General features: G+C 70.8%; 19 protein-coding genes. 9 read left to right on the top strand and 10 right to left on the bottom strand.

The features are described 5' to 3' along the window. The 4 genes from VET29_RS03820 to VET29_RS03800 form a co-directional block, all read right to left on the bottom strand. Positions 1-500 (bottom strand): MFS transporter (locus VET29_RS03820; protein WP_324914714.1); only part of this gene is annotated, 500 nt, incomplete at its 3' end. A gap of 366 nt (positions 501-866) precedes the next feature. Further along, a complete protein-coding gene (locus tag VET29_RS03815; RefSeq protein WP_324914710.1) occupies positions 867-2,096 on the bottom strand; it encodes a GGDEF domain-containing protein in 1,230 nt (409 codons plus the stop codon). A 257-nt stretch (positions 2,097-2,353) separates the two neighbouring features. Continuing rightward, on the bottom strand, positions 2,354-3,508 hold the full coding sequence (locus tag VET29_RS44030) for a ThuA domain-containing protein (protein ID WP_414636441.1): 1,155 nt from the start codon (positions 3,506-3,508) through the stop codon (positions 2,354-2,356). 16 nt (positions 3,509-3,524) lie between these two features. Next, positions 3,525-6,341, bottom strand: coding sequence for a carbohydrate-binding protein (locus tag VET29_RS03800; RefSeq protein ID WP_324914708.1), 2,817 nt, complete (start codon positions 6,339-6,341; stop codon positions 3,525-3,527). Between the two features lie 293 nt (positions 6,342-6,634). Here VET29_RS03800 and VET29_RS03795 point away from each other — a divergent pair, with 293 nt between their 5' ends. Further along, positions 6,635-6,919: a SelT/SelW/SelH family protein gene (locus VET29_RS03795; RefSeq protein ID WP_324914706.1), complete on the top strand. Its 285-nt coding sequence runs from the start codon at positions 6,635-6,637 to the stop codon at positions 6,917-6,919. 371 nt (positions 6,920-7,290) lie between these two features. Here the strand turns inward: VET29_RS03795 and VET29_RS03790 are convergent, their stop codons facing one another. After that, positions 7,291-8,337: a hypothetical protein gene (locus VET29_RS03790; RefSeq protein ID WP_324914704.1), complete on the bottom strand. Its 1,047-nt coding sequence runs from the start codon at positions 8,335-8,337 to the stop codon at positions 7,291-7,293. Positions 8,338-8,403: 66 nt separating this feature from the next. Between VET29_RS03790 and VET29_RS03785 the strand changes: the two genes are divergently transcribed. Beyond that, positions 8,404-9,441, top strand: coding sequence for a DUF5937 family protein (locus tag VET29_RS03785; RefSeq protein WP_324914700.1), 1,038 nt, complete (start codon positions 8,404-8,406; stop codon positions 9,439-9,441). Here VET29_RS03785 and VET29_RS03780 read toward each other — a convergent pair. Next, entirely contained in the window at positions 9,420-12,149 is a 2,730-nt protein-coding gene (locus tag VET29_RS03780) for a P-loop NTPase fold protein (RefSeq protein ID WP_324914698.1), read from the bottom strand. The two genes, VET29_RS03785 and VET29_RS03780, sit on opposite strands and share 22 nt — an antisense overlap. Positions 12,150-12,375: 226 nt before the next feature. Between VET29_RS03780 and VET29_RS03775 the strand changes: the two genes are divergently transcribed. Further along, positions 12,376-13,470, top strand: coding sequence for a damage-control phosphatase ARMT1 family protein (locus VET29_RS03775; RefSeq protein WP_324914696.1), 1,095 nt, complete (start codon positions 12,376-12,378; stop codon positions 13,468-13,470). 16 nt (positions 13,471-13,486) lie between these two features. On the opposite strand, the gene VET29_RS03770 is transcribed toward VET29_RS03775, so the two are convergent. Then, complete coding sequence (locus tag VET29_RS03770; RefSeq protein WP_324914694.1) at positions 13,487-14,632, bottom strand: serine hydrolase domain-containing protein; 1,146 nt, start codon at positions 14,630-14,632, stop codon at positions 13,487-13,489. 11 nt (positions 14,633-14,643) lie between these two features. Next, positions 14,644-16,218 carry a D-alanyl-D-alanine carboxypeptidase/D-alanyl-D-alanine endopeptidase gene (gene dacB / locus VET29_RS03765; protein ID WP_324914691.1) on the bottom strand — a complete coding sequence of 525 codons (1,575 nt, stop codon included), beginning with the start codon at positions 16,216-16,218 and terminating at the stop codon, positions 14,644-14,646. A gap of 89 nt (positions 16,219-16,307) precedes the next feature. Between dacB and VET29_RS03760 the strand changes: the two genes are divergently transcribed. From VET29_RS03760 to VET29_RS03740, 5 genes are all read left to right on the top strand, one after another. Continuing rightward, a complete protein-coding gene (locus tag VET29_RS03760) occupies positions 16,308-16,967 on the top strand; it encodes a response regulator transcription factor (protein ID WP_324914686.1) in 660 nt (219 codons plus the stop codon). Further along, positions 16,964-18,148 (top strand): HAMP domain-containing sensor histidine kinase, encoded by a 1,185-nt coding sequence (locus VET29_RS03755; RefSeq protein ID WP_324914680.1) that lies wholly within the window; start codon positions 16,964-16,966, stop codon positions 18,146-18,148. The genes VET29_RS03760 and VET29_RS03755 overlap by 4 nt, the downstream gene beginning before the upstream one ends. A gap of 29 nt (positions 18,149-18,177) precedes the next feature. Further along, the gene (locus tag VET29_RS03750) at positions 18,178-19,485 is read left to right on the top strand and encodes a glycoside hydrolase family 1 protein (RefSeq protein WP_324914675.1); all 1,308 of its coding nucleotides are present in this window, start codon (positions 18,178-18,180) and stop codon (positions 19,483-19,485) included. Positions 19,486-19,562: 77 nt separating this feature from the next. Next, positions 19,563-21,377 (top strand): LamG-like jellyroll fold domain-containing protein, encoded by a 1,815-nt coding sequence (locus VET29_RS03745; protein ID WP_324914673.1) that lies wholly within the window; start codon positions 19,563-19,565, stop codon positions 21,375-21,377. A 101-nt stretch (positions 21,378-21,478) separates the two neighbouring features. After that, entirely contained in the window at positions 21,479-21,931 is a 453-nt protein-coding gene (locus tag VET29_RS03740) for a GNAT family N-acetyltransferase (RefSeq protein ID WP_324914670.1), read from the top strand. 90 nt (positions 21,932-22,021) lie between these two features. Here VET29_RS03740 and VET29_RS03735 read toward each other — a convergent pair whose 3' ends face one another. Together VET29_RS03735 and VET29_RS03730 are read right to left on the bottom strand one after the other, a co-directional pair. After that, positions 22,022-23,308, bottom strand: coding sequence for a PHB depolymerase family esterase (locus VET29_RS03735; protein ID WP_324914668.1), 1,287 nt, complete (start codon positions 23,306-23,308; stop codon positions 22,022-22,024). A gap of 332 nt (positions 23,309-23,640) precedes the next feature. Continuing rightward, complete coding sequence (locus VET29_RS03730) at positions 23,641-24,150, bottom strand: sigma-70 family RNA polymerase sigma factor (RefSeq protein WP_324914666.1); 510 nt, start codon at positions 24,148-24,150, stop codon at positions 23,641-23,643. Positions 24,151-24,349: 199 nt separating this feature from the next. Between VET29_RS03730 and VET29_RS03725 the strand changes: the two genes are divergently transcribed. Next, on the top strand, positions 24,350-24,655 hold the full coding sequence (locus tag VET29_RS03725; RefSeq protein WP_324914664.1) for a hypothetical protein: 306 nt from the start codon (positions 24,350-24,352) through the stop codon (positions 24,653-24,655). The last annotated feature ends 2 nt before the right edge of the window (positions 24,656-24,657 follow it).

Raw genomic sequence — 24,657 nt, 5'->3', positions numbered from 1 at the left:
AACAACGCCGAGGCGACGAACGTGGCCGCGTCCAGCACCAGCGCGGTCGAGGGGCTGAGCCACCCCAGCAGCGCGCCGCCGCCGGCGAACCCGAGCATCTGCGCGGTCTGCATGGTGATGGTGCGGATACCCATGCCGACGACGTACTTGTCGCCCTCCAGCACGTCCGGCAGCAGTGCCAGCTGGGCGGCCTTGAAGGGCGCCTGCGCGAACGACACCAGCCCGACCAGCACGCACAGCACCCAGAACGGCATCCCGGGCAGCGCGACCAGCGCGATCAGCGCCGCCCGCACCAGGTCGGCGACGACCATGACCGTCCGGCGCGGGAACCGGTCGGCGAGGCCGGACAGGAACACCCCGCCGAGGAACGAGGGGGCCAGCGTGAGCGCGTAGGTCAGTCCGGCGAGTGCCGCGGAGGACGTGCGGTGGTACACCAGCACGGCGAGCGCGACGCGGGCCAGCTGATCGCCGGCCTGGGACAACCCCTCGGCCGCCCACATCGCCCGGAATTCGCGTACGGCGAAAACGGCGCGGAATGTGACCCGGTCCGCTTTCACGAAGTTCCTCCACCCTTGCCTCGCACCCGCGCCCCAGTCCCAGCGCAACCGTAGCTTCGGGGGCGGTGGCGAACAAACAGTCCGCCGCAGGCCGGTGACAATACGCAACACTTGTTTCCCGCGCGCGAGTGACGCGGGAAAGCGTTGCGGTTAGGCCGAATTCCGCTTGGGAATTGCGTCGTTCGGCCTACCCCCGGGTGAGGGGTGCGGCGTCGGCTCGGGTGACGGTGGCACGGCCGTCGCGTTCGGCGCGGCGGTGGGAGGTGTCGTGGTTGGGCCGAATTCCGCTCGGGAACTGCGTCGTTCGGCCTACCCCTGGATGAGGCGTGCACCATCGGCGTGGGCGACGCGGTTCCGGCCGGTGCGCTTGGCCTGGAGAAGCGCCGCGTCGGCGGCGTCGACCAAACCGTCGAGCACGGTGCCCGAATACGGGTACACGGCGGTGCCGACCGAGACGGAGAGGTCCTCGACGGTGTCGTCGCGGATGGGGACGGCGAGCTGCGTGACGGCGTGGCGGACGCGTTCGGCGATCTCGTCGACGTCGGCCGGCGCGATGTCGGGCAGGAGGACGACGAACTCCTCGCCGCCGAAGCGGCCGACGGAGTCCGCGTCGCGGAGGCTGAGGCTGATCGTCGAGGCGACGGCACCGAGCACGGCGTCGCCGGTGAGATGTCCGTAGGTGTCGTTGACCCGCTTGAAGTGGTCGATGTCGACCATGAAGACGGCGAAGGTGCTCGCGGACCGCCTCGCCCGGTCGAGCTCGCGCTCGGCGATGAGCTGCCAGGCGCCGTTGTTGAACACGCCGGTCTTCTCGTCGGTGGCGACCGCGACCCCGAGGTGCTTGATCAGGACCTGCCGGTGCAGGAGGACCAGCGGCGGGTACGTCACCAGCACCAGCGCGGGTTGGTGGACCAGGGTGGTGGCGACGAGCCCACCGAGGCACAGGGTCACGACCTCGAGCGCGTTGTCAGCCCGGGTGCCGAAGAGGTCGGCGAGCGAGGGGCGCTCGATGTACAGGTAGATGCTGGTGGCGACGCCGGCCAGGTTGACGAGCTCGAAGACGAGTGCCGCGGCCACGACCACCGCGGTGTCGTGCAGGGGACCGGGCGTCGCGGTCGTGAGGCTGTCGAGGCCGGTGGCGCTCAGCATGACCGCCGCGGCCCAGCCGGCCAGCATGAACCAGGCGGCGCTCGCCACGATGCGGTGTGCCGGGCGGACGTTGACGTGCCGCCAGACCCGGATCCACAGATGGGCGTAGAGCGCGGCGGCGAGCAGTGCGGCCCAGCCCGGGGAGAGCAGCACGCATCCCGCCAGGCACCAGATCGACGTGACGTTGATGTGGGTCTGCCCGCCCATCCACCGGCGCGTGCGCTCGATCTGGCGCCACATCTCCGCCTGTGCGAGCCCCATCGCCAGCAGCGCCGCGAACCAGACGAGGTCGAGAACGCGTACCGGATCGACGGCCAGGCTCGTGACGGTCACGCCGACGGCCGCGGTTTCGCAGACCAGCGCGAAGCCGACCCACCTCCGCCTGGCCACCGACCAGAGTGCCCATCGACGCGGCGACAGGATCGATGCTTGTCGCCGCAGGAGGGGGCCCCAGGAAATGTGCCTCACAGCTCATCACCCCTCGGACGAAGCGTATCCGCTCCGCCGTGGCGTGTCAGGCGTGTCGCCCTACTGGCGTACCAGCGAGGCGAACCACGTGCCCAGCACCTGCTGTGCGAGCGCGCGCGGCCGTGACCAGGGCCCACGTTCACCCTGGTTGCCGATGCGGGTCATGCCCGCGGTAGAGGTCAGGTGCCGAGCACGGACAGCTCCCACAGCGAGTAGCCCCACTGCGTGCCGCGCTGGGTGCCGGTCACCCGGACGTACCGCGCGTCGGCGCTCACCGCGATGTCGTCGGTGCCGCCGTCGCCCGTCGTCGTCGTGAACACCGACCCCCAGGTCGAGTTGTCGCTCGACGTCTCGATCCGGTACGCACGCCCGTACGCGGCCTCCCAGCTCAGCCGGACGCGGCTGATGTGGTGCACCGCGCCGAGGTCGACGCTGATCCACTGTGGATCGGAGAACGCGCTGCTCCACCGGGTGCCGGTGTTCCCGTCCACCGCGTTGGCGCCGGCGTACGTGCCGGACTCGACGCTGGACACCGTGACCGGACGGCCCCGCGCCAGCTCGACCTCGGTCGGTGGCTGGGTCGTGGTCGCCCTGGCCGCGATCCGGATGCCGCCCAACAGCATGCGGGTGTACAGCGGGTCGGAGTAGGACTCGATGGTGTGGCCGAGGCCGGTGTACCAGGCCCGCCCGCTGCCGACGTCGTGCCACCACGTGATCGGGTGGTCGCCCATGGTCCCGCCGCTGTAGGTCGACTCGTCCAGGCGCATGAGCACGCTCACTGAACCGCGTGGGTTGGCGCGGTAGTTGTACCACTCGTCGAACCGGCTCCACGTCGCCGGCAGATGCGCGGTCGCGTCGCTCGTCCGGTCCTCGACGATCACCGATGCCTGCTGCTGTGCGGGGTGGGACAGGAAGTAGGCGCCGCAGCAGCCGCCGTACCAGGCCCAGTCGTACTCCGTGTCCGCCGCCGCGTGCACGCCGACGTAACCGCCGCCGCCGTTCACGTACGACTCGAACGCCGTCTGCTGCGTGGCGTTCAGCACGTCACCGGTGGTCGAGAGCCAGATGACCACCTGGTACTGCGCCAGGTTCGACGTGGTGAACGCGCCGGCGTCCTCGGTCGCGTCGACCGCGAACCCGTTCTGGCCGCCCAACTGCCGGATCGCCGCGATGCCCGCGGGGATCGAGTCGTGCCGGAACCCGGCGGTCTTCGAGAACACCAGGACCTTCGTCAGCGGCGCGGCGGCCGCCACGGACGGGAACGCCGCCAGGCCGCCCGCGCCGATGCCGAGGGCACCGATGCCGCGCAGCACCGCGCGACGGGAGATGTCCATGCTCATAACGGCCCTCTCAGCTCGAGATGGTGAACGTGTCGATGTCGAACAGCGAGCCAGCGCCGCCGGTGAACACCAGGAACAGCGGACCGCTCGCGGTGCCGGTCAGCGTGGTGGTGACGGTCTGGAACGTTTCCCAGCCGCCGGTGACCGGCACCGCGACCGAGCCGAGCAGCGTTCCGGTCGCCGAGCCCGACCGGATCTGGATCGTGCCGCCCGCGCCCGCGGAAGAGATCCTGGCGGAGAACGCCCGCGCTCCTGCGGTGTTCACCCCCGAGTATCCCGCCCAGTCGCCGTTTTCGATATACCCCAACGTGAATCCGCCGCTCGCGCCGGCGTGCCCCGCCGACTGCACACCGGACTGCGACGTGAAGGCTTCACCCTCCACAGTGGACGATGACCCGCCGCTCGTGCCGAACGTGACGGCGTCGACGTCGAACAGGTTGCCCTGGCCGGTGACACCCTTGAACACCAGGTACAGCGTGGTGGTGCCCGACGGGCCGGCGGTCAGGTTCGCCGAGACGTTCGCGAACGTGTCCCAGCTGCCGGTCGGCGACACCGCCACCGAGCCGAGCAGGGTGCCGGTCGCCGACCCGGCGCGCACCTCGACCGTCCCGCCCGGACCGGCCGACGACACGCGTGCGGTGATCGACGTGACGTTGCCCAGCGCGTACGGGTTGAACGAGATCCAGTCGCCGTCGTCGGTGAAGCCGACCGTCTGGCCGCCCTCGGCGCCGGCGTGCGACGCGGCCTGGATGCCCTGCTGTGCGCCGAAGTGCTCGGCCTGACGGTGTCGCGGCTGCAGGATCCGCTGGGTGTGCGAGGTGAGCCCGCCGTTGTCGGTGTACTCCGCGTCGAAGACGCCGAACACGTTCGCGGACGGGTCGTGCTCACCGTCGACCGGCACCGCGATCGAGCCGGAGCAGCCGGTCTTCTGCGTGATCTGGTGCTGGTGCTGGTCGTGCCCGAGCAGGTAGGTGACCTTCACCCGGTTGCAGTCGATCGTGCCGTCCTCCGGATCGGAGACGCTCACCTGGAACGGCACCGTGTCGCCGAAGGAGAACAGCTGGCCGTTCGCCGGGGTCGTCAGGTTCACCGTGGGCGCGGTGTTGCCGACCGAGATCAGCACGTTCGCCGAACCGGTCAGGCCCTGCGGGTCGGTGACCGTGAGCGTCGCCGTGTAGTTGCCGTTGGCGGTGTAGTTGTGGGTCGGGTTGGCCGCCGTGGACGTGCCGCCGTCGCCGAAGGTCCAGCGGTAGGTCAGCGCGCCGCCCTCGGGGTCGGCGCTGCCGGCCGAGGAGAACGTCACGTTCAGCGGGGCCTGGCCGGACGTCGGCGTGCCGGCCGCCTTGGCCACCGGGTTGCGGTTGGTGCCGCCGATGTACTCGACGCGCCACAGGGCCGCGTTGTTGGCCCCGGTGCCGTAGTCGAGGACGTACAGCGCGCCGTCCGGCCCGAACGCCATGTCCATGACCTGCGTGCCGGTCCACGGGAACGCGCCGATGTCGCCGACGCCGCCGCTGCTCGTCACCTCGATCGCCTTGATCCACTGGCGCCCGTACTCGCCGGCGAAGAACCGGCCGGACAGCGACTGCGGGAACTTGACGTTCGAGCTCAGGTTCGCGTCGTACCGGTAGACCGGGCCGCCCATCGGCGACTCCGAGCCGCCGCCGAACTCCGGCGGGGTGCCGGCGTCGCCGCCGTACCTGATCCACGCGGCCTTCGGTGCGGGCAGCTTCTGCTGGCCGGTGTTGCGGAAGGAGTTGTTCGTCGGCCCGGTGGCGCAGTCGAACTTCGCGCCGGACGGGCCACTGGGGAACGTGAAGTCGTTGTAGGTCTCGGTCGAGGTGTTCGTGCCGGTGCAGTACGGCCAGCCGAAGTTGCCCGGCGCGGTGATGCGGTTGAACTCGACCTGCCCACCGGGGCCGCGGTTCGCGTTCGTGGCACCCGCGTCCGGCCCGTAGTCGCCGAGGTAGACGATGCCGGTCGCCTTGTCCACGCTCATCCGGAACGGGTTGCGGAAGCCCATCCCGTAGATCTCGGGCCGCGTGCCGGCCGTGCCGGGTGCGAACAGGTTGCCGGACGGGATCGTGTACGTGCCGTCGGCCTGCGGGTGGATCCGCAACAGCTTGCCGCGCAGGTCGTTCGTGTTGCCCGCGCTGCGTTGCGCGTCGAACTGCGGGTTGCGGTTCGTGCGCTCGTCGATCGGCGTGTAGCTGTCGGACTGGAACGGGTTGGTGTCATCACCCGTCGTCAGGTAGAGGTTCCCCGCGGCGTCGAAGTCGATGTCGCCGCCGACGTGACAGCACTGGCCGCGGTCGTTCTGCACCGCCAGCACGACCTTCTCGCTGCCGAGGTTCAGCGTGTCGTCGCTGTTCAGCGTGAAGCGGGACAGGTGCAGCTCGCCCTTCCAGCGGTCCCAGTCGGTCTGTGTGCCCTCGGTCGGCGCGTCACCGTCCGGTGTGGACAGACGCGGCGAGTAGTACAGCCAGACGTACCGGTTCGTGGCGAAACCGGGGTCCACGGCGACGCCTTGCAGGCCCTCCTCGTCGTGGGTGTAGACGTTGAGCCTGCCGGCGACCTTGGTGTTGCCGGCCGCGTCGGTCACCCGGACCGTGCCGTCCCGGGCCGTGTGGACGACCGACCGGTTGGGGAGGACGGCGAGCGACATCGGCTCGCCCAGCTCGGCCGACCCGCTGGCCAGTGACACCTGTTGGTAGTCGCCTGGCGGGATGACCGAACCGGCCTGTGCGGCGGGCGTCGCCACCGCCATGGCCGTCACCATGGTGGCCGCGACGAGCAGGGAGCGCCGCCGCACTCCTTTGTGCGTCATGATTCTCCTAGTGGGTGATCAGATCGAACCGGGCTGGGCGCCGGCGTTCTCGGCGGTGACGTCCACGAGTCCCACGGCGAGGAACGCTGCCTCGAGCGTCGCGAAGGACAGTTGCCAGCAAGTCATCGGATCTCCTTGGGACGGCCGTTGTCCTTGATCGATCCATGCGGGGGAGGCGAGCACCTTACATCGGATCTTTACTGGAACCGGTTCCGGCTGTCAAGAAATTTCGCACTTCTAGTGTGTGAATTGCACAGATTGGTCCAGTCGGGTGCATCGTCATACTGAGACGCGTGACGGTCAGGGAGCCACGGCTGGAGATCGAGTACTGCACGCAGTGTCGGTGGCTGTTGCGTGCGGGCTGGACCGCGCAGGAGCTGCTGACCACATTTACCACAGATCTGGGCGAGATCGCGCTGATCCCGGGCACGGGCGGCGTCTTCGACGTCCGCCTCGGCGACGAGCCGGTGTGGTCACGCAAGGAGCGCGGCGGCTTCCCGGAGATGGCGGAGCTGAAGCAACTGGTGCGCGACCGCATCGCGCCGGCCCGCGACCTCGGCCATTCGGACCGCCGCTGACGGATCGGCCTGCCGGATCGCGGTTCGATGAAGGGCAGCCGCTGGCCGCGTACCGTTTCGGGCGCCGGCCGAACCGGCGGTGGCGGTCGATCGAGTTGCCGCCAACCGCTTGCCGCTGGCCGGATTCGCGTTCGCTGACGGAGCGGCTTGGCAGATCGCGGTTCACTGAACGGCAGCCGCTGGCCGTGCACCGTTTCGGGCGCTGGCCGAACCGGCGGTGGCGGTCGATCCGGTTGCCGCCAACCGCTTGCCGCTGGCCGGATTCGCGTTCGACCCGACGCCGCCGGCCGCAGCGGAGCTGATCGAACCGCGGCCGAGCGGACCGGCGGGCCGCCGCCCACCAGCCCGGCGCGGGCGTCGGCCCGTGCTCGTCAGCGCGTGGGTGACGCGATCAGGTCGGCCGCCAGATGCGCGGCCGCGAGGGCGTCCTCGTCGCCGGTGCGTTCGTAGGACTCCACGGCCGTGTCGGCGAACTTGAGCACGTGCTCGTCCTGGTGGTCGGCCACGCGGTCGAGCAGGGCGCCCACCGGGTCGCCGGCCGCCGGCAACGCCCTCGGCCGGGCCGGCGGGCCGGCGTAGGTGACCGTGATCGCGGCCGCCGCGGTCCACGCCGCGGTGAGGCTCGGTCGCCACAGTTCCCTCGGCAGCACGGGAAGGCAGTGCAGCACGGCGTTCGGCGCGGTCGCCGTGTGCACGAGCAGCACCGGCGAGCCCCGGCCGGCCCGCGGGTACCGGACGGTCGCCGCGTCCACGAGCGCGCCGAGCACGGCCGGCACGCCGTCCGGGTCCGCCGGCACGTCCAGCGACGCCACCGCGCCCGGCCACCCGGGCAGCCGGCCCAACCGCGCGAGGCGATGCGCGATGTACCCGGTCCGGTCGGGCAGCGCCGGCAACGCGTCGAGCGCCGCCGCGGGGGAGAGGCCGCCGCGCCCGTGTCCGCCGGGCAGGACACGCGAGCGCGCGGCCCAGAACGCGAGCCCGTTGGCCAGCTCGTCCAGTGCCTGCCCGGCGGTCGTCGTCGTCAACGCGCGCACGGCGTGCCCGACCCGGATGACGCCGTGGGTCGAGCCGGCGGCGATGCCCGGGAGCAGCCGCGGCCACCACGTCGCGAGGGTCTCCCGCCACGGCCGGTCGCGGACCTCCGCGCGGAAGAAGGCGGTCCAGTCGGCGATCCGCCGCGCATCGCCGAGTGCCGAGCGCCAGTCGGTGATCCGCTCGTCCGGCCGCGGCAGCTCGGCCAGCCGCCCGACGTAGCGGTCGAGCCACACGTCCAGCCTGATGTCGAGCCCACGCCGCACCATCACCTCGGCCGCCATCGGCCCGTGGTTGGTGAGCCCGTGGTTGCCCTCCTCGTCCCCGCCGAACTCGGGCCCGGCGTCGTGCAACCGTTCGTAGGCCGCCAGCAGCTCGTCGCTCATGGCCCGAACCCTCGCAGCGAGCCCGTCCACTGGTCGACGATTAGGCATGGAACTAATCTCGGACCCGTGATCGAGCTGGAGTTCACACCGGAGGACTACCGCCGGATCCGGTTCGCGTTCTCACCCGTCGCGGAGACGGTGAGCAGCCTGCGCGCGCTGACGGCCGGGCGGCGCAACGGCCTGCACGGGCCGTGGCTCGCCGCCGTCGGGCCGCGGCTCGACGGCGTGGACATGGAGCTGCTGACGTCCCTGGTCCGCCCGGCCGGCTACCTCCCCGACTTCCTCGTCCCGACCCCGCCCGGCCGGACGGCGACGATGGAGTCGAGCCTGGCCCAGATCACCGGCACCGCGACCGACGTGGTGGCCGGGGAGCTGGCGCACCTCGCCCAGCACCGGGTCGCGCAGCGGGGCCCCGGCCGCGCCCGGCGCGCCGCGCTGATGCGGGACCTGCTCGCGGACCCCGAGCGCGCGGTGTCGCGGATCGCGGCCGAGCTGGCCCGGTACTGGCGGCAGGCGGTCGAGCCGCACTGGCCGCGCGTGCACGCGTTGCTACAGGCCGACCTCGCCCACCGGCTGGACGAGCTGGCGGCGGGCGGGGTGGCGCAGCTGTTCCGCACCCTGCACCCGTCGGTGTCGATGCGTGGCGACCTCCTGACGGTCGTGAAGTACTACGAGGGCCGCGCGCGGCTCCGTGAGCGCGGGCTGATGCTGGTGCCGTGCGCGTTCGCGTGGCCGGACGTGTGGGTGAGCACGGCGGATCCGCTGCCCAGCCTGACGTACTCGCCGCGCGGGCTGGGCAGACTGTGGGAGCCGGCGCCCGGCGCGCACCGGTCGCCGCTGGCGGCCGTGCTGGGCCGCACGCGGGCGACCATCCTGGCGTTGCTGGACCTGCCGATGTCCACGACACAGCTGGCCGCACAGCTGGAGCTCGCCGCGCCGACCCTGAACGTGCACCTGAAGTCGTTGCAGGCCACGGGAATCCTGACCTCCCACCGCGACGGCCGGGCAGTCCTCTACCGGCGCACACCGCTCGGCGACCAACTGGTCGGCGCTCAGCTCCGCGCGGGTCTCACTGATTGGCCCTATTCGTGCGGCAGCACGTAACAGAATCGCTGGATGCGTGGCGCCCAGGATCGGAACACGGTGATGTCGTTGAGACGGAGGACCGGTCTCATTCGGGTCAGCGCGGTGTGCATACGGGTGCAGGCGGCGGCCTCGGTCTCGTCGAGACTGCCGTGCACCAGGTTCCGCCATCCGTCATCGGCGCGGGTCGGTTCAAGATCGTTGACGAATTCGCCCCACGAGGTGCGTACCAGGGAGCGCATGAGGCCTCCCTTACGCCGGTCGTCGGGTTCAGTGTCCAGCAGTCGGCCGAACAGGGGGGCCTGCGCGGTCAGCAGACCGAGTAGTAGTGCGACTGCTTCGTGCTCGCCGGGCTCGTCGACGGTGCCGAGAAAGCGGGAGGCGTCGGACAGGTCACGGGTGGCGCGTACCATCCGATACTGGTTCATCAGCCGTTTGGCGGCGCGCGGCGTCTCGATGAGCGGCGCCAACGCTGCCAGCAGGGCGAGTTCGTGATCTGTCAGCGGTCTGGGAATTTCCGGCTGCCCCGCGTCCTGAATGTCTACTTCAGACTTTTCCTCGATGTCCATATGGAACGTTTGAGCAGGGGACAACGGGAGGGGTAGGTCATCGGGTTCGTGCTGAGCTGGCGATGCCAAGGAAGCGCGCCTCTGATCGCCGGCCATTGAGCGCAGCAGATCACGCAGCGAGTCAGGCGACATCCGGGGCAGGACCAGAGGAAGGTTGAAGATCTTCTCCAGATAGTCCGTCGGGGTGGCCTGTCCGTCCGCGCCGGGGCGCTCGTCGAGCAGCTGACGGTAGTGCGAGCCGACCGAGCGCGTAAGCCAGCGCGGGTCCACGCCGACCACCACGACGAACAGGTCCAGGGCGAGCAGCAGGTGGACGGCCTGCAGCACCTCGACCACCTGCTCCGGGTCGCAACGGTCGAGGTCGTCGATGTAGAGCACGATCCGGTCGATCGGCGGGTGTTCCGGGGTCGGGCGGGTCCGCCATTCCTTGAGCAGCCGGATCAGCTGCTCAAAGTCCTTGCGTATGGTCGAGATCAGGCCGAGGTTGCCGGTGTAGGCGTCGCCGCGCGCCCGGTCGGCGAGGAATGAGTACAGCCGCTGGCCCGGGCTTAGCTCAGCCAACTGTCGGCCCAGCTCGCCAACTCGGGACACCACTTCGTCCAGCTGGGCCTGCGCCACCTGCTGCTCCGCCTCCGCCCGTCGCAGCCCCTCGAGCAGCTTCGGCGGGGCCGTGATCACCTCATCTGCGATTCGGCGAAGCTTGCGCAGCCCAGACCTGATCACACCCATGACCGTGAAACTCGTGACGAAGACGGTAGCGAGCAGGCCGCTGCCGACCGTGGCCAGCCAAATGCGCAGCTGCGGTGCAAGCAAAGCCACGGCCAGTCCCACGGCGACGAGGACCGCGGTCGCCGCGGCCGCTGTCCTGGCCCGACGAGCCCACGGCGAGCGCCGCAAGACATCGGCTTCGTCGAGGATGCCGTGCAGCTGCTCCACGAACAGCTTTCCCTGCTCTACCTCGTCATTGATGCCTAGGCGGCGCCAGATGCCGCTGATCTCGTCCCGAAATGCCGGCGAGTCCAGGAGGTCTCGGATGCTGGTCGCGTGATGGCGGGCAGCCTCGTCCACACGGGCGCGTAGGTCGGCGACCTCGGCCTCGGCGTGTTCGGTCGCGACCTTCAGGACCTCGCGCTGGCTGAGCACCTGGCTTAGCTCGTCACGCAGGCGGCGGCGATCGTGCGCGACGTCAGGTCCAGGGCCAGCGAGTTGGCGGAATATCTCGTCACCAAGGCTTGCCCACAGGTTGCTGTCCGCGTAGTGCCAGGCGTTGAACCCGATCTGTGTGATCGAGCCGCAGTAGGGCCCGGCACCAGCGAGGTCGTCGATCCGCTGGCGCAGCAGGCCCATGAAGTAACTCTTGCCCGCACCCCACTCGCCGAAGACTCCCACCGACAGCGGCAGCGGCGTCGCCCGGTCGGCGATCACCGTGGCCAGCATGGACACGTACGGCCCAAGCCCGAGCCGATCATCGGACAGGGGTATCCCCACGTTCGGATCAACCCGGTCACTGTCGAACCCACCCGCGAGGTCATCCGAGTAGATCGGTTCCGACGCGACGACAGCGCCGATGGTCACGGCGCCGGCGCCGGCGACAGCGTCCTGCCATGCGGTTCGGATCGCCATTTCAGTCCTGCTGTCCTTGCAGACGAACACGACCTCCCGCAGCGCCGTGGCGGCACGAAGACGCGCCACGACGGTCTCGTCGCAGACTATCTTTGCCACATCCAGCGGATTGAACCCCAGCATGCCAGTGCCCAGCAGTGGCAGCCCCAATTTTCTGCAACCCCGCCGGTTGGCGAATTCGACGGCCACCTGCGTGGCCTCCCTAATGGTCTCCAGTGTGACTGGTCTGGCGGGGTCAGGATGCGATGTCGCCAGGATTGCGCGCCGGAGGTGACCGCCATGTCTGCCGCTGGCATCGAGGTCCAACATGACCGGTCGCTGGGGCCAGATCCTCTCGTAGTCAATCGAGTCCCAGTTCAGCTCCGGATACTGGTCGCTCACCGCGTGGCCGAGTTCTCCGAGCGTCGAGCCAACCGAGAGCACGATTGTGTCGATGTCAAGCAGCCACGGCTTGGACGTTCTGACGACCGACACCTGGACCTGACCGACGTCTGCCAAATGGATCACGCCGTCGGCGGGAGCCTCGACCATCCGCATGCTCCTCCCCAGTAAGTAACCGCGCGGTTTATCAGGATGCCAGGTTCGAGCAATGCCTCAATGGTGACTCCGACATATTGGCCCTTTCACCCTGCGGTGAGAGGAGCGTGTTTCGTGCCGCGAACGTGCCATTCGGGTCGTTGGGTGACCGCAACGTGCCGTTCGCGACGTGGCCACCGTCACGAACGTGTCGGGCGCCCGTGATCGGGATGTGTGAGACTCTGGCGTGCCCAACTCCGTGCTGACCAGCCCGCCGGGTTCGTTCCCGTGGAGCGTCCTGCATGATCGCCACCCGAAGCTCATCGCCAAGGTGCGTGCTGGTCTGCCGTACTCGCCCGATCGCCTGCGGGCGCTGGACGAGCTGGCCGAGGAGATCACCGGCGCCATCCGCCCCCTTCCCGAGGACGCGCACGACTTCGCGCTCTGGGCGGAGTGGGGCCGGGACCACCTCGGCGAGTCCTGGTACGACGTGCCGTTCCTGTGGGCGGAGAGCTTCTTCTACCGCAAGCTGCTGGAGGCGGTCGCCTACTTCCGGCCGGGGCCGTGGCACGGCATCGACCCGTTCGAGCCGGCCAAGTCCGCCGAGCTACGCGGCCGGGAGCTGGCGGACGAGCTGGACATGCTCGGCGACCGCCCCGGCCGGGACGCGCTGCTGACCGCGGCACTGTGGGGAAACCAGGCCGATCTCGGGTTCCAGCTACAGACCCGGGGCGGTCGTGCGTCGGCGCTGGTGGTCGACGACAGCGCGGCGATGTGGCCGCTCCTCACCGGCACCGTCTGCCTCGTCGCCGACAACTCGGGCCGTGAGCTGGTGCCGGACCTGCTGCTCGCCGACCACCTGCTGGCCGCGGGCGCCGACCGGATCCTGTTGCACGTCAAGGCATACCCGTACTTCACCTCCGACGCGACGATGGCCGACGTGCTGGCGTGCCTGCGCCGCCTGAGAGACGGACCGGCGGGAGAGCGGCTCTGGCAGGCAGTCCGGGACGGTGCCCTGGTCGTCGGCGCGCACCCGTTCTCGGTGGCGCCGTTGTCCTACCACGACATGCCGGCGGATCTGGCGGAGGACTTCGCGACCGCCTCGGTCACGATCATGAAGGGCGACCTGAACTACCGCCGCCTCGTCGGCGACCGCGCGTGGCCGCCCGGCACCCCGTTCGAGACGGTCACGGCGTACTTCCCCGGCCCGGTGGTGGCCCTGCGCACGCTCAAGTCGGACGTCGTGGTCGGCGTGCCCGCGGACGTGCTGGCGGACCTCGAGTCCAGCGGCGAACCGTGGCGCACCAACGGCGCCCACGCGTTGGTCCAGGTAGCCGGCTGACCGGTCGGGTGCCCAGTCACCCCCGCGTGATCAGCTGCCGGGCGAGGTCCACGATCGGGCGGACGGTCGTGTCGTAGTTGCTCAGCACGATGGCCACCCAGCCCGAGTCCGGGAACACGTCGATGTTGTTCGCCCGGCCGGGACCGCTGCCGGTGTGGCCCACGATGCGGTGCTCGCCGATGATCGTCTCGACCTGGCCGTAGCCGTAGAACTGCGGGGCGTCCGGGCCGGTGGCCTGCTTGCCGCTCGTCGCCACGGCCGTGTACGCGCGGTTGAGCAGCCGGCCGCCGTGCAGTGCGGTGGCGAAGCGGAGCAGGTCCGCCGCGGTGCAGAACGCACCGGTGAACGGCCCGCCCACGTACGGGAAGTACGGCAGCCCGGTGGCGTCGGCGCGACCGCCGCCGGGCTGGGTCGCGTAGGCGCGGGCGATGCCGCCGTCCGCCCGGATCCGGGGCCTGGTGAAGAAGTCCGAGGTGGACATGCCGGCCGGCGCGAAGACGTGCCGGCGCACGTAGTCGTAGAAGGACAGCCCGGACACCGTGGCGACGATCTCGCCGAGCACGAAGTAGCCGTCGTTGCTGTAGCTGAACCGGCTGCCGGGCGTGAACCGCGACGGCAGCGTGCGCAGGTAGGCCGACATCCCCTGCCACACCTCGTCGACGCTGTCCCACGAGTCCTCGTCGGCCGGCCGCTGGTTGGTCAGGCCCGGCCGGCCGGCGCCCGCGGTGTGGGTGAGCAGCTGGTGCACGGTCGCCTGTGCCACCTCGGCCGGATACCCGTCGAGGTACGTGCCGAACGGTAGGTGGCAGGCCACGGCACCCTGCTGCACGAGCTGTGCGAGCGCCACGGCCGTGAGGCTCTTCGTGATCGACGCGAGGTCGATGCGGGTGTCGGTGCCGATGGGCACGTTCTCGTCGCGGTTGGCCAGGCCGTGTGACCTGGCCAGCACCGGCCGGCCGTGGCGGGCCAGCAGGACGGTGCCGGAGAACTGGTCGGCCGCCGCGCGGTCCGCGACGAACCGGTCGAACTGCCCGCCGGGCAGGAGATCCCTCGGCACGGACCCGCCGGTGCGGGTGGCCGAGGCGGTGCCGGTGGCGGCGCCGGTGGCGAGCAGTCCGGCGGCGCCGAACACGCCGAGGGCCGTCCTTCGGGTGGTGGACATGCTGGATCCCCTTACCTGGTCAGTGATTCGTGGACGGCGGTGACGATCTCGGCCTGTAGCTCGCCGGCGCGGGCCTGCAGTGCCATGGCCTCCGCGAGCGAGCCGACGTTCCGGTCCAGGAACTCCGCGAACACCACCGGCCGGCCGTCCGGCAGGAAGAGGTAGCCGGCCATCGCCTTGTAGAGCTTCGTGCCGGTGCCTCCGGTGCCGGTCTTGGCGTACACGTGTCCGGCGGCCGGGGAGTCGGGCGTGACGTCCGCGAGCGTGCCGTCGCGGCCGAGGATCGGCAGAGCCCGGTAGTACGCGTCGAAGTACGGCTGTCGAACCAGGTGATCCAGGAACTGGACGAAGAAGTTCGGCGAGTAGGCACCGTCGTCCGACTCGGCGGGATCGAGGCCCGCCTGCGCGAACAGCGCCCGCTGGAGGCCGACGCCGGTCGCCTTGGCGGTGACGGGGTCGTGGCCGGCGACCGCGCCGACGAGGTAGGGGAAGTAGACGGTGTGGACGTTGGAGCTGAGCTTGAGCATGACCTTGGACAGCTCCGCCAGCGCGGGCGAGACGTGCTCGGCCACGAGGTGCCGGGCCGCCGGCGTCGTCGGCGCGCCCACGACGCCGATGCCGGCGTCGTCGAGTGCCTGTGCGAACGCGACCTCGGTGAAGCGCGCCGGGTCGGGCACGTAGTACGGGCGCACCACCGGTTGCCCGCCGGCCACGACGTCCCCGGTGAGCCGCACGGTGTGGCTGCCGTCCGGGTTCGTGGCGGTTCGGGTGAACGTCAGCGGCCGTGGCGCCTGACCGGCGGGAATCGTGGTCACGTCACCCTGCACGCTCACGTACGAGGTCCGGGGCGAGATCCGCAGCTCGGCAGGCGTGCCCGCCGCCGGGCCGGGCGTCACCACGACGTCGACGACGTTGTCGTTGAGCATCATGGGCGACACGGGAATCGGGTCGTTGCCGTTGGCGATGTCCTCCCGCCCCTCGCGGAACAGCGACGCGTCCACGACGATCCGGCCCTCGACCCGCCGGATGCCCCGGCACCGCACCTGCCCGGCGAGCGCACGCAGCTGCTGGAGCGGGTCGCCGTGAATGAGGTCGGTGGCGCTGCCGTAGGTGTGGTCCGGGTAGGGCACGGCGACCTGTCCGTGTGGTCGCAGCCGGGGGCCGAGCACGAGGTCGCCGCCGGCCACGAGGACGAGGTCGCCGTCGAGCACGCCGTGGCGTACCGGACCGGTTCGGTGGACCCGGGTGCGGAAGCGGTGGTCCGCCCCGAGCGCCGCGAACGCCGACCCGGCGATGAGCACCTTGACCGCCGACGCGGGGACGAACTGGTCGTCGGGGTTTAGTGTGTGGAGCGGCGTGTCGGCGCCGTGCGGTTGGAACCGCATGCCCCAGCGCGCGCCGGCGAACTCGGACCCGTCGATGATCTCCCGGATACGCGTGGCCAGCGCGGGATCGGCGTGCACGGGATCGGCGGGATTGGCGGGACCGGCGTGCGCGGTGTTCGAGGTGGACAGTAGACCGGCGGCGGCGACCGGTGCGGCGCCGAGCATGCCGAGCACCGCCCGCCGGGATGGTGGTTGGTTCATGCCGGTAGAGGTACGCGCCCGTGGGTTGCACCGAGGTGACACCGGTGGTGTAACCGCGACGCAACGTCTCCTCCGGCACGCTGGCGCGCGTGCGGGTACTGGTGATCGAGGACGACGCCGAGCTGGCCGAGGCGATCGGGGTCGGGTTGCGGCGGGAAAGCATGGCCGTGGACGTCGTGTTCGACGGCGTGACCGGGCTCGAACTGGCGCAGGTCAGCGACTACGACGTGATCGTGCTCGACCGGGACCTGCCGGGCCGGCACGGCGACGACGTGTGCGCGCGGCTGGTCGCCGGCGGGTGCCGTGGCCGGGTGCTGATGCTGACCGCCGCCGCGACCATCGAGGACCGGGTGGACGGTCTCGGTCTCGGCGCCGACGACTACCTGCCGAAGCCGTTCGCGTTCGCCGAGCTGGTCGCACGGCTTCGTGCGTTGTTCCGGCGCGCGCAGCCCGCCCTGCCGCCGGTGCTCGCCCACGCGGGTCTCGTGCTGGACCCGGCCCGCCGGTTCGCGAGCCGGGACGGCCTGCCACTGGAGCTCGGGCCGAAGGAGTTCGGCGTGCTGGAGCTGCTGCTGGCCGCACAGGGCCGGATCGTGCCGGCCGAGGAGCTGCTGGAACGGGTGTGGGACCAGATGGCCGACCCGTTCACCACCGCGGTGAAGGTGACGGTCAGCCGCCTGCGCCGCAAGCTGGGGTCACCGCCGCTGATCGAGACCGTGCCACAGGCCGGTTACCGGATCGGGACATGACCCGCCGGACCGTCCGCTGGCGGCTCACGTTCGTCTACAGTGGACTATTCCTGCTCTCCGGCGCCGCACTGCTGCTCATCACCTACCTGCTGGTGGCGGGCGGTTTTCCGGTGGTCCAGCTGCGCGACGCGCCGGAGGGCGACGGGATCATGCGGATCTGCGCACAGCCGGACGGCCCGGTCGTCACGGACGGCGAGTTCACCGCGTGCGCCGAGCGGGCACGCGACCTGATGGCGGCGCAGCAGGCGGAGACGCTGCGCCGGCTGTTCCTCCGGTCCGGCGCCGCGCTGGCGATCATGACCGTCGCGTCCGTCGGCCTCGGCTGGCTGGTGGCCGGCCGCGTCCTCCGTCCACTTCGGACGATCACCGCGACCACGAGGCGCATCTCGGCGAGCGACCTGCACCAGCGCCTCGCGATGACCGGTCAGCAGGACGAGATGAAGGAGCTGGGCGACACGATCGACGGCCTGCTCGCCCGGCTGGAGGCGGCGTTCGACGCCCAACGCCAGTTCGTGTCGAACGCGTCGCACGAGCTGCGCACCCCGCTGGCACGGCAGCGAACGCTGCTGGAGGTCGCGCTGGCCGACCCGGCCCCGACCGCCGCGAGCCTGCGGGCGGTGTGCCGACGGGCGCTGGCGGCGGGGGAGCAGCAGGAGAGGCTGATCGAGGCCCTGCTGACCCTCGCACGCGGCGAACGCGGCCTGGACCGGCGAGAGTCCCTTGACCTGCGGGCGATCACGGACGCGGTGGTCGAGGCCCGCCGCGAGGAGGCGAGCGCCAGGACGGTGCGGGTGGACACCGACCTGGCGCCGGCCACCATGCGCGGCGACGCCCGCCTGACCGAGCGGCTCGTGGCCAACCTCGTCGACAACGCCATCCGGCACAACAGGACGGGCGGCACGGTCGAGGTGGCGACCGGCACCAGCGCCGGGATGGCGACGCTGACCGTGACCAACACCGGCCCGGTGATCGCGCAGGAGCAGTTGGCGCACCTGTTCCAGCCCTTCGCCCGCCTTGCCCCCGACCGCACCACCCGCGACGGCCTGGGCCTCGGCCTGCCCATAGTCACCGCGATAACCACCGCCCACGACGCGACACTCGACGCCCGCCCCCTGCCCACCGGCGGCCTGGCCATCACGGTCCGCTGCCCGACGCTGGCCTTCTTACCTACTCGCGAGTAGCATCGAGGGTCCCCGAGCCGGGAGGATCCATGCGCCGCAGCTCAGTCCTCGCAGTCGTGGTCGCACTGCTGGCGGGGGTGGTCGCGGCGGTCGGCCCGGCCGCCGCCGTGCCGGACGGTTTCCTGTGGGGCGTGGCGACGTCCGGGTACCAGTCGGAGGGTTCGGCGCCGGACAGCAACTGGCGGCGCTACGAGCAGGCCGGCACCTCGTCCATCAAGGACCCGTACGGGAACGCGGTGGACTTCCGGCACCGCTACGCGGAGGACATCGCCAACGCGAAGGCCCTGGGCGTCAAGGTGTTCCGGTTCGGGGTGGAGTGGGCGCGGATCGAGCCGCGCAGGGGCGTGGTGGACCAGGCGGAGCTGGCCTACTACGACGATGTCGTCGCGCACGTCGTCGCCGCCGGCATGCGTCCCATGATCACCCTGGACCACTGGGTGTACCCCGGCTGGGTCGCCGACCAGGGCGGCTGGGACGCCGACGCGACGGTCGGCGACTGGCTGGCCAACGCGCGGCGGGTGGTCGACCGGTACAAGGGCAAGGGCGCGATCTGGATCACGGTCAACGAGCCGACCATCTACGTGCAGAACGAGATCGCCAACGGCGGCCTCCAGGCGTGGCAGGCGCCGTGGATGCTGTCCCGGCTCGTCGACGTCCACCGCCGCGCCTACGACCTGATCCACCAGCTCGACCCGGGCGCCATGGTGTCGAGCAACGCCGCGTACCTGCCGGCCGGCGCGCAGCTGGCGCTGGACGCCACCTTCGTCGACCACGTGCGCGACAAGCTCGACTTCCTCGGCCTGGACTACTACTACGGCGCCAGCCTCGACAACCTGTCCGCGGTACACGGCGCGGGCGGCGAGTTCTGGCGGATCGACCCCCAGCCGGACGGCATCTACTACGCGATGCGGTACTACGCGAGGAAGTTCCCGTCGCTGCCGATCTACGTGGTGGAGAACGGCATGCCGACCGACAACGGCCGGCCGCGGCCGGACGGCTACACGCGGTCGGACCACCTGCGCGACCACGTGTACTGGATCCAGCGCGCGAAGGCCGACGGCATCGACGTGATCGGCTACAACTACTGGAGCATCACGGACAACTACGAGTGGGGCAGCTACCGGCCGCGTTTCGGTCTGTACACGGTGGACGCCCGGACCGACCCGACGTTGACCCGCCGTCCCACGGACGCGGTCGCCACGTACCGCTCCCTGATCGCCGGCCACGGCGTCGCGGCCGGCTACACCCCGGTCAAACCGCCCGCGGTGTGCTCACTCGTGTCCCTGGACAGCTGTGTCTCCCCGGCCCCGTACCCCGGCCCGCTCGCGCCGCTGTGATCCCTGTTCGGCTGACCGACCCTCGCCGTTCCACCGCAGGTCACCGGCGCGCCAGCGAGTGCGCCGAGGCTGTCGCCGTGGACAACGTCTCCCGTCGTAACCTGCTGTGGGCCGCCGCCAGCGCCCCGCTCGCCGCCGTCGTGTCCGGAACCGTGGTCGCCGAGGCCGTTGCCGCCGAGCCGGCCGCCCGGACCGACACCAGGGCCCCGCGTTTCACCGTCGCGGTGCTGCCGGACACGCAGTACCTGCTCGACGAGGGTGGTTCGGACCACGAGCCGGTGCGGGAGACGTTGCGGTACCTCGCGAGGTCCGGCGTCGTGTTCATGGCCCACCTCGGCGACGTCACCGAGCACGGCACCGAGACCGAGATGCGCACGGCCGACCGTGTCATCGCTCCCACGATGCCCTACAGCGTGCTGGCCGGGAACCACGACATCAACTCCGGCACCGACGACCAGCGCGGCGACTCGCAGTACCTCCGCACGTTCGGCCCCCGGCGCTTCACCCGCGTGCCCACCTACCGCGGCTCGTCGCCCGGCGGCTACAACAGCTACCACGTCTTCACCGCGGGCGACCGGGAGTGGCTGCTGCTCGCCATGGACTGGCGGGTGTCCGACACCGGACTCCGGTGGGCCCAGGGCGTCGTGCGCGATCACCCGCACCTGCCCGCGATCGTCACCACCCACGACCTCGCCTGGGCCGACGACGCCGGCACCGCCCAGCTGTCCGACCACGGGCAGCGCCTGTGGGACGGCCTGATCCGCGGCAACGACCAGATCTTCCTCGCGCTCGGCGGCCACTACTGGCCCCCGGGCCGGGTGACGCTGCGCAACGACCACGGCCACGACGTCCACGTTCACATCACGAACTACCAGGACCGCTACTACGGCGGCGCCGGCATGGTCCGGCTGTACGCGTTCGACCTGGCCCGTGACGTGGTCGACGTGCAGACCCTGTCGCCGTGGCTCCTCGCCAAGCACTCGCGCACACCGCTCGAGGCCGAGACCGTCGAGCTGACCGGCGACGTCGACCGGTTCAGCATCGCGATCGACTTCCGGGAGCGGTTCGCCGGCTTCGCCCCACCCGTGCTGCCCGCCCCGCGCCCACCGCGAGCGGTCATGCCGCGCGGCACCGTGGCGTACTGGCGGTTCGACGCCGCCGGGTGTGCCCCGGGCCCGGACGGCACGCCGGTCGCGGCCGGCGCGGTGGCCCGCGACCTGACCGGGAACGGCAACGACCTCGTCGCGGAACGCCTGCACGGCGGCCCGCCGGAGGTGCTCACCTGGTCGGCCGACCACCACGACGCGCAGCCCGCCCACGCGAGCCTGCGCTTCGACGGCGGCCAGGGCCCCGACCGCGGCGCGATCCTGCGCACCGGTGCCGACGCCGCGATCAACAGCGCGAGGTTCGAGTCCGGCTACACGATCGAGACGTTCCTGAAGCTGCCGGAGCCCTTCGCCGGCGAGCACGCGTGGATGGGCATCCTCAGCTGGGAGGGGCGTTCCGGCGACGCCGGCAAGCACAGCGGCTGGTCCCCGGACGAGCCGACGTGCAGCCTGAACCTGTCGGGGGAGCGGTTCCTGCAGTTCGTCGTGTACCCCGTGCCCGGCGACGCCGACCCGACGTCCTGGAGCCACGCGCTGCCCGTCGGCCGCTGGACCCACGTCGCGGTGGTGAACGACGGCCGCCACACGGTCGTCTACGTGGACGGCTCGAAGATCACCCGCAACGCGGCGGAGGAGTCGAAGGGCATCTCGACGCTCGGCAAGCCGTTCGTGATCGGCGGGACCCAGTTCGCGGAGCGGTTCGGCCAGGGCTTCTACGGCTGGATCGGCGACACCCGCGTCGTGGCCCGCGCGCTGCGCCCGGATCAGTTCCTCACCGCCGTGTGAGTGACTACCATGGGTCCCATGCCCGGTTGACGTTAGATACGACCTCGCGCTCCTCCTTCCTTCCGTGCTGACGGCGAAACTTCGGCAACGGAAAGGAAGTCATGGAGATCAGAAGAATTCACGACGGTGAGGGTGACGCCGTCGGGCGCCTGTGGGACCGCATGTGCCGCGAGGTCCCGGACGGCGGGCCGCTCACCGAGCGCGGCCGGCGCGACCTCTCGCGCCTGCTCGACGTGTCCGCGTGGCACCGCGACGCGTTCTGCCTCGTCGCGTATGACGGGGACATCGTCGGTTTCGTCAACGGTCGGCTGGACGCCGAGGACGGGTTGCTGCCCGGGCAGTACGGCCTGATCGACTCGCTGTACGTCGTGCCGCCGATGCGGGGCAACGGAGTCAGCAGCGCGCTCGCCGTGGCCGCCATCGAGTGGCTGCGGGAACGTGGTGCGCACACCATCCGCTACCTGTCCTGCGCGGACGCCGAGACCGACCACCGGTTCTGGCGGTCACTCGGCTTCGAGCCGGACATGGTGTGCCTGTCGAGCTACCTCGGCTGAGGGGACAACGGCGCGTCCGAGTGACCGTTGGCACCCAGCGGGAGCGCCGGGGCCCCGTCGAGACGTTCTCGACGGGGCCCGTCATGGCCGTCAGGCCACCGTGCAGGCCGTGCTGTTGAGGGTGAACGAGGTCGGTTCGGCCGTGTCACCGGTGTGGGTGGCCTGGAAGCCGAAACTCACCGAGCCGTTCGCGTTGATCGTCGTGTTGTAGGAGGCCGGCGACGCGGTCACCGCGCCGCTCGACGGCGAGTAGCTGGCGCCCCAACCGCTCGTGATGGCCTGGCCGCTCGGCAGGGTGAACTTGAGCGTCCAGCCGCTCACCGCGCTCGTGGTGCCGTTGGTGAGCTTGACGTTCGCGGTCAGCCCGGTGTTCCACGGGCTCACGGTGTAGTCGACGGTGCACGCGCCGCTGGTGGGCGGGGGATCGGTCGGCGGCGGGTCCGTCGGCGGGGGAGAGGTCGTGTTCAGGCCGAAGAACGCGATCGCCATCGCCGCCTGGCCGGAGAGCGGCAGGTTGTGCCCGACGCCGCTGACGCTGATCGCCTCGACCGGGGCCATCGTGCCGGTGCCGCCGTAGCGGGTCCTCGTCCAGCCGGACTGCGGGGTGTCGGTCTGGGTCGGGGTCTGGCTCACGCCGAGCACGTTCGTCCACTGCTTCACCTCCTCACCGAAGTTCGGATAGCGCAGTGTCGAGTCGGTGGTGCCGTGCCACAGCTGCATGCGTGGCCGCGAGCCGCTGTACCCGGGGTCCATCGCACGGGCGGCGTCGCCCCACTGCTGTGCCGTCCTGATGACGTTCCCGTTGGCGCAGTCGCTGTTCCACGTGTTGGGTGGCGTGGTCGCGAAGCACGTGGCCGGCACGCCCATGAACGCCGCGCCCGCCTTGAACACGTCCGGGTAGTCACCCAGCAGGACGTTGGTCATCATCGCGCCGGAGGACGCGCCGGTGACGTAGACCCGGTTCCGGTCGCCGCCCCGGTTCTGGACGGTCCAGTCCACCATGGACTTGATGCCGACCGGGTCGCTGCCGCCGCCCCGGTGCAGCGCCTCGTTCGTGTAGACGTCGAAGCACTGGCCGCTGCGGGTCGCCGACGGGTAGATCACGATGAACTTGTACTGGTCGGCCAGCCGAGCGAAGTCCGTGCCGCTGAAGAACGCCGGCCCGGTGCCCGTGCAGTAGTGCACGGCGACCAGGATCGCCGGGTTGGCCGGGGCGCCGTCCGGCACGTACAGGTGCATGCGCAGCCCGCTGGGGTTCGTGCCGAAGTTGGTGACCTCCACGAGCGAGGCCGCCGAGGCCGGCGCCGCCTGCCCGACCAGCACCCCGACGACCAGCAGCGCAGCGCCCAACCAGCTCAGGATTCGTTTTCCGATCATCACGAGATCTCCTCGTTGAGATATCTCGAATGTCCAATTTCCGAAATTTTCCGATAATTCCGAAACTACTGTTCCCAAAAGCCTATCATGCCGTCTGACGCATTATGGAGCGCTCACAGCGCCCAACCGCCCGCCCACCCAACCACCTACTCGCTATGGCTGAACGCGGGACTCGCGAGGTAAAGGAGTGGCGGCGGCGGTCGGCTTCTGATTTCCTGGAGGAGTCGGATGGCCGAGAAATCAGGGGGATCTCATGATGGGGCGCGAGTTCGCATAGACGATCAGGGGGAAGGCCGGTCGGTCCTATGGGGAGCGGCCGGTCTTCGCGTGGGTCAGGCGGCCTCGAGGCGGCGCTGGGGCAGCACGCAGCGCAGGGTGTTGAGGGCGTGGTGGACCCGGCTCTTCACGGTCCCCACCGGCACGCCGAGCACGGACGCCGCCGAGCGGGCGGTGCGGTCGGCGAAGTAGACCTCGACCAGCGTGCTGCGGTGCTCGGTGGACAGGTTGTCCAGCACGGCGTCGACCACCACGCGGGTCTCCACCTCGTCGGTCGGCGCCGGGATCACCGGGGTGCCGGGCACGTCCAGCTCCGGCAGTTCGACCTCGGTCGGCCGGGCGCGGCGGCCGCGGTGCTGGTCGATCGCGATGTTGTGGGCCACCCGCATGAGCCAGCCACGCACCGAGCCGCGGTCCTCGGTCAGCCGGTCGACGTGCCGCCACGCCCGCAGCCAGGTCTCCTGCACGACGTCCTCGGCGGCGTGCCGGTCCCCACCGGTGAGCCGGGTGGCGTAGGCGAGCAGAGCGGGGCCGTGCGCCGCGACGACGCTGTCCATGGTGCCCATGTGCTTTCCTTCCCCGTTCTGGGTGGGAACGCGCCTGTTTCGTTGGATACGAGACTGGCCGGTCCGGCCACCGAAATCGCTGGGTCTATCCCTCCTGTGGGGAGGGCTGTCCCGCGTCGCCAGGTAGGGCTATCCCCATGAACCTTTCGCGCGCCGGGAGCCGTGTTCGAGTCGAGGGGGCGCGACGAAGGGAGGCGCCATGCCGGACGTGTGGGCGACCGCCGCGCTGCGCGACGGGCTCATCTCCATTGGCGACGTGTGGCACCACCAGGGCAAACACCCGTGCGACGGCCTCATCGTGACCTGCACCCCCGACGGTGCGGTGATCCACCTGGCCGGCCAGCCCGCTCCCGACGTGAAGCCGCTCTCCGGCACGCGTGGCCGCACGCTCCACATCGGACCCGGCGTCGCGCTGCGGGAGGTCGGCGAGTTCGTCGGGTCGCTGGCACCGGACATCCGCCCGGCGTACTACACGGTCGCTCCCGGGGTGGTGATGACGAACTGACC

The organism is Actinophytocola sp. (genome assembly GCF_035634895.1).
In the GTDB taxonomy this organism is placed as follows: domain Bacteria; phylum Actinomycetota; class Actinomycetes; order Mycobacteriales; family Pseudonocardiaceae; genus Actinophytocola.
The sequence above is the reverse complement of the archived record's forward strand: the minus strand, read 5'-3'. Positions and strand labels throughout refer to the sequence as shown.

Excerpts from the sequence above, each read along its gene's own strand:
- VET29_RS44030 (WP_414636441.1), bottom strand. The coding sequence starts at position 3,508 with ATGGACATCTCCCGTCGCGCGGTGCTGCGCGGCATCGGTGCCCTCGGC.
- VET29_RS03800 (WP_324914708.1), bottom strand. The coding sequence starts at position 6,341 with ATGACGCACAAAGGAGTGCGGCGGCGCTCCCTGCTCGTCGCGGCCACC.
- VET29_RS03790 (WP_324914704.1), bottom strand. The coding sequence starts at position 8,337 with ATGAGCGACGAGCTGCTGGCGGCCTACGAACGGTTGCACGACGCCGGG.
- VET29_RS03780 (WP_324914698.1), bottom strand. The coding sequence starts at position 12,149 with ATGCGGATGGTCGAGGCTCCCGCCGACGGCGTGATCCATTTGGCAGAC.
- VET29_RS03770 (WP_324914694.1), bottom strand. The coding sequence starts at position 14,632 with ATGTCCACCACCCGAAGGACGGCCCTCGGCGTGTTCGGCGCCGCCGGA.
- dacB (WP_324914691.1), bottom strand. The coding sequence starts at position 16,218 with ATGAACCAACCACCATCCCGGCGGGCGGTGCTCGGCATGCTCGGCGCC.
- VET29_RS03755 (WP_324914680.1), top strand. The coding sequence starts at position 16,964 with ATGACCCGCCGGACCGTCCGCTGGCGGCTCACGTTCGTCTACAGTGGA.
- VET29_RS03750 (WP_324914675.1), top strand. The coding sequence starts at position 18,178 with ATGCGCCGCAGCTCAGTCCTCGCAGTCGTGGTCGCACTGCTGGCGGGG.
- VET29_RS03740 (WP_324914670.1), top strand. The coding sequence starts at position 21,479 with ATGGAGATCAGAAGAATTCACGACGGTGAGGGTGACGCCGTCGGGCGC.
- VET29_RS03735 (WP_324914668.1), bottom strand. The coding sequence starts at position 23,308 with ATGATCGGAAAACGAATCCTGAGCTGGTTGGGCGCTGCGCTGCTGGTC.
- VET29_RS03730 (WP_324914666.1), bottom strand. The coding sequence starts at position 24,150 with ATGGGCACCATGGACAGCGTCGTCGCGGCGCACGGCCCCGCTCTGCTC.
- VET29_RS03725 (WP_324914664.1), top strand. The coding sequence starts at position 24,350 with ATGCCGGACGTGTGGGCGACCGCCGCGCTGCGCGACGGGCTCATCTCC.